This window comes from Paraburkholderia sp. (genome assembly GCF_034668105.1).
Classification (GTDB): domain Bacteria; phylum Pseudomonadota; class Gammaproteobacteria; order Burkholderiales; family Burkholderiaceae; genus Paraburkholderia.
In genome coordinates this window covers 1-4,224 of the sequence record NZ_JAXDPY010000124.1, presented here as the reverse complement: position 1 = coordinate 4,224, position 4,224 = coordinate 1, and the positions used below count along the sequence as shown (strand labels likewise).

Annotated in this window: 5 protein-coding genes; 3 read left to right on the top strand and 2 right to left on the bottom strand. The window is 62.3% G+C overall.

The features are described from left to right. Nucleotides 1-2: 2 nt before the first annotated feature. Nucleotides 3-905, bottom strand: coding sequence for an NAD kinase (locus QOC89_RS05940; protein ID WP_323044178.1), 903 nt, complete (start codon nucleotides 903-905; stop codon nucleotides 3-5). A gap of 303 nt (nucleotides 906-1,208) precedes the next feature. Here QOC89_RS05940 and hrcA point away from each other — a divergent pair, with 303 nt between their 5' ends. The 3 genes from hrcA (at nucleotide 1,209) to QOC89_RS05925 (ending at nucleotide 3,892) form a co-directional block, all read left to right on the top strand. Further along, nucleotides 1,209-2,228: a heat-inducible transcriptional repressor HrcA gene (hrcA, locus tag QOC89_RS05935; RefSeq protein ID WP_120346113.1), complete on the top strand. Its 1,020-nt coding sequence runs from the start codon at nucleotides 1,209-1,211 to the stop codon at nucleotides 2,226-2,228. A 177-nt stretch (nucleotides 2,229-2,405) separates the two neighbouring features. Beyond that, nucleotides 2,406-3,476, top strand: coding sequence for a ferrochelatase (gene hemH, locus QOC89_RS05930; protein ID WP_323044177.1), 1,071 nt, complete (start codon nucleotides 2,406-2,408; stop codon nucleotides 3,474-3,476). A gap of 8 nt (nucleotides 3,477-3,484) precedes the next feature. After that, complete coding sequence (locus QOC89_RS05925) at nucleotides 3,485-3,892, top strand: RNA-binding S4 domain-containing protein (RefSeq protein WP_323044176.1); 408 nt, start codon at nucleotides 3,485-3,487, stop codon at nucleotides 3,890-3,892. On the opposite strand, the gene QOC89_RS05920 is transcribed toward QOC89_RS05925, so the two are convergent. Further along, nucleotides 3,864-4,025, bottom strand: coding sequence for a hypothetical protein (locus QOC89_RS05920; RefSeq protein WP_012431795.1), 162 nt, complete (start codon nucleotides 4,023-4,025; stop codon nucleotides 3,864-3,866). The genes QOC89_RS05925 and QOC89_RS05920 overlap by 29 nt on opposite strands. Nucleotides 4,026-4,224: the final 199 nt, after the last annotated feature.

Sequence of the window (4,224 nt, the reverse complement as noted above, 5' to 3'; positions counted from 1 at the left end):
GCTCAAGGCTTGGCGTCTTCTTCGTGCGACGGATATTCGTTCCAGTGGAGCTTCTTGCGCAGCGTGGCGTAGTAACTGTAGCCGACCGGATGCAGCATCGGCACCGTATGACGCGAACGGCGCACTTCGATCGTGTCGCTCAGTTCCAGCGACGTGAACGACTGCATGTCGAAATTGACGTTCACTTCGCGCCCCGAGACGATCTGGATCCTCACCTTCGAGTCGTCAGGCAACACGATTGGCCGGTTCGACAGCGCGTGCGGCGCGATTGGCACCAGCACGATGCCCTGCAATTGCGGATGCAGGATCGGCCCCTGCGAGGACAGCGAGTAGGCGGTCGAGCCCGTAGGCGTGGCGACGATCAGGCCATCCGAGCGCTGGTTATACATGAAGCGGCCGTCTACCGAGACATGCAGTTCCGCCATCCCCGAGAAACCGCTTCGGTTGACCACCACGTCGTTGAATGCCAGTGCGTGATAGATCGGGTTGCCGTCGCGCATGATGCGCGCCTCGAGCAGCACGCGCTCTTCGCGCTCGAAGTTGCCGGAGAGCATTTGCGGCACGATCTCGCGCATGTCGGAGATCGGAATGTCGGTAATAAAGCCGAGCCGCCCGTGGTTGATGCCAATGAGCGGCGTGCGGTAGGGCGCAAGCTGGCGGCCAATGCCTAGCATTGTGCCGTCGCCGCCTAGCACCACGGCAACGTCGGCGCGCGCGCCGATCTCGGCGGGACGTAGCGCCGGGTAGTCGGTTACGCCGATTTCGGCGGCGGTCTCTGCTTCGAACACAACGTCGAAGCCACGCTTCGCGATGCACGCGGCGAGCGCGGTCAGCGGCTCGCCGATGCCCGGCGTATTGTTGCGCCCGACGAGCGCGACGGTCTTGAACTGGCTGGTCACTTGCATGCCGGCATTACACCATAGGTAGGGCCTGAAAAGAACCGCAGACAGACCCGGTAGCGGGCCGGCGCATGCGGGCTGCCAGTGTATTGCGCGATTATCGTTAGAATGGTGAAGCCTTGATGACATGCGCGCCCGTTATAGTGCAGCGGCGTGCCGCCAGCGGACCCGCCGAATCGGCCGCCGGTCAGGCGCTGGGTCCGAAGCACAGAATAACAGGCGCCGCCCCGCCAACCGGCGGCGCGATAGTCAGGGGTTGGCGCCGTTAGCGCTCGCTGTAGACGCGTCATTGAGCTAAAATTTTCCGTCATGCTAGATCCCCGCGCACAAACCCTCCTCAAAACGCTGATCGAGCGCTACATCGCCGAAGGTCAGCCGGTCGGCTCACGCACGTTGTCACGTTATTCCGGCCTCGAACTGAGTCCGGCAACGATCCGCAACGTGATGTCCGATCTGGAGGACCTGGGGCTCGTGATCAGTCCGCATACTTCAGCGGGCCGGATCCCAACGCCGCGCGGCTACCGGTTGTTCGTCGATACCATGCTGACGGTGGAATCCGCCGCGGACGAAGAAGCGGTCATGCGCACCGTCAAGACTACGCTGCAGGCGGGCGAACCACAGAAAATCGTCGCCGCGGCGGCCAGCGTGCTCTCCAATCTGTCGCAGTTCGCCGGTGTGGTACTCACGCCGCGCCGCAGCCACGTGTTCAAGCAGATCGAATTCATGCGCCTGTCGGACAAGCGCATCCTGCTGATCATCGTGACGCCCGAGGGCGACGTGCAGAACCGCATCATGGCCACCCAGCGCGACTTCTCGCCGTCGCAACTGGTGGAAGCCTCCAATTACATCAACGCGCATTTCGCCGGCCTCTCGTTCGACGACGTGCGCCGCCGCCTGCGCGAAGAAATCGACGAATTGCGTGGCGACATGACCACGCTGATGCATGCCGCAGTCACGGCCAGCACAGATGAATCGGACACCGGTGAGACCGTGCTGATTTCCGGCGAGCGTAACCTGCTTGAAGTCGCCGACCTTTCGTCGGACATGGCGCGCTTGCGCAAGCTGTTCGATGTGTTCGACCAAAAGACCAGTCTCCTTCAGTTGCTCGACGTGTCGAGTCACGCCGCGGGCGTGCAGATTTTCATCGGCGGCGAGTCGAATCTCGTGCCGATCGAAGAGATGAGCGTGGTGACCGCGCCTTACGAGGTGAACGGCAAGATCGTCGGCACGCTCGGCGTGATCGGGCCGACCCGCATGGCCTATAACCGCGTGATTCCGATTGTGGATATCACCGCGCGGCTGCTCTCCCTGACCCTTAGCCAGCAGTAACACCCGCGCTCACTGCGGGCCGCGGCCGCCGACATTGCAAATGATGCGCGACGGCGCGCGGCTTGCCAATTGGCCGAATGGCCAGGGGTCCCTGGCGGACCCCGCAATGGACCGCGCCGCTATAATGAATTCCACTTTGAATCGACACTCCGCCTGAAGCGGTTACGCCTGCTGCCTATGCACTTTGACCTCGAGCGGCCCTCGCAGAACGCCACGTCACACCGTGTCGCGGTGCTGCTGATCAATCTCGGTACGCCCGACGCGCCGACGCCGCGCGCGGTCCGTCGCTATCTCGCGCAGTTTCTGTCCGATCCTCGCGTGGTCGAAATTCCAGCGCTCGTCTGGCAGGTGATCCTGCGTTTGGCGATCTTGCCGTTCCGGGGCCGCGCGTCAGCGAAGAAGTACGCGGCCGTGTGGATGCCGGAAGGCTCGCCGCTGCGCGTCTTCACGGAGAAGCAGGTAGAAGGCTTGCGCCATCTGCTGCAGTTGAACGACTACACGGTGCTGGTCGACTACGCGATGCGCTACGGCACCCCCGGCATTCCTGCCATGCTGAACCAGCTCAAGCTGGCGGGCGCCGAGCGTGTGCTGCTGATGCCCATGTATCCGCAATATTCGTCTTCGACCACGGCGACGGCTTTCGACGATGCCTTTTCGGCGCTCAAGCGCATGCGCAATCAGCCGGAAATCCGCACGGTGCGCCAGTACGCGGATCATCCGGCATATATCGCCGCGCTCGCGGCCCAAGTGCATCAATACTGGCATCAGCACGGCAAGCCGGATTTTGCAGCGGGCGACAAGCTGGTGCTCAGTTTTCACGGCGTCCCCAAGCGCACCCTGGATCTGGGCGATCCGTACCACGAGCAATGCCAGCAGACCGGCGCGCTGTTGATGCAGGCGCTGGGGTTGACGCAGGTGGAATGCCGCATCACGTTCCAGTCGCGCTTCGGCAAGGCCGAATGGTTGCAGCCGTACACCGCCCCCACGCTGAAGGAACTTGGCGCGGCGGGCGTGCGGCGGGCCGACGTATTCTGCCCGGGCTTTACCGCCGATTGCCTTGAAACGATTGAAGAAATCGGCATGGAAGTGCGTGACGAGTTCGTGCATGCGGGCGGCAAGGAATTTCACCGGATTCCCTGCCTGAACGCCTCGCAGCCGTGGATCGCCGCACTAGGAGAAATCGTCGCGCAGAATCTGCAGGGCTGGCCCGTGCAAGCGGTGTCGGTGCCGCACACGAGCGGGGCTTGATCAGGGTTATGAACTACAGGATTGCAACGGAACCGGGCGCGAAGCTGCGCATCGACAAATGGCTTTGGGCGGCGCGCTTCTTCAAGACCCGCTCGCTCGCCGCGGATGCCGTCGAGAAAGCCCATGTGCGCATTGGCGGCGCCAGCGTCAAGCCGGCGAAAGATGTGCGCGTCGGCGATCTGGTCGAGATCGAGATCGAGCGGATGGTGTGGCAGGTGGAAGTGCTGGGCGTGTGCGACGTGCGTGGCCCCGCCAGCGTCGCGCAAACGCTTTATGCGGAAACCGAAGAGAGCAAGGTGAAACGCCAGGCCGAGCAGGAACGGCGCAAGACGTACCGGGAACCGGCCGCCGCTTTACACGGCAGGCCGACCAAGCGCGACCGCCGCACTATCGACAAACTTTCAGGTGGGGATTGAACAGCTGTTCCATCGTCGCGTGCACACCGCCGTACTCGGTGGTGTGATCGTTGACGGCCCCGGACATGCAGATGGTCGTGGTGCCCGCGATCAGTACCAATGCGACCACCGATATTGCAAAGGTCAGTTTCACGGTACTCCCCTCGGGAAGATTCAGGACGGAAACAGGCTAATCGGGTGGAATTGAAAAGTGTCGGTAAGGCTTACGTCAGATTAGGGTTAACGTGTCTTTTCCGATGCTTTGTTGGAGCATAGGCCACTTGTGGTAAGCACTCAATCTCAATCTGATTGCCCCGCAATAATGGTTGTAACCGGGCATTTCCCGCGCCCCG

Coding starts and splice junctions, on each gene's coding strand:
- QOC89_RS05940 (WP_323044178.1), bottom strand. CDS start 905: ATGCAAGTGACCAGCCAGTTCAAGACCGTCGCGCTCGTCGGGCGCAAC.
- hrcA (WP_120346113.1), top strand. CDS start 1,209: ATGCTAGATCCCCGCGCACAAACCCTCCTCAAAACGCTGATCGAGCGC.
- hemH (WP_323044177.1), top strand. CDS start 2,406: ATGCACTTTGACCTCGAGCGGCCCTCGCAGAACGCCACGTCACACCGT.
- QOC89_RS05925 (WP_323044176.1), top strand. CDS start 3,485: ATGAACTACAGGATTGCAACGGAACCGGGCGCGAAGCTGCGCATCGAC.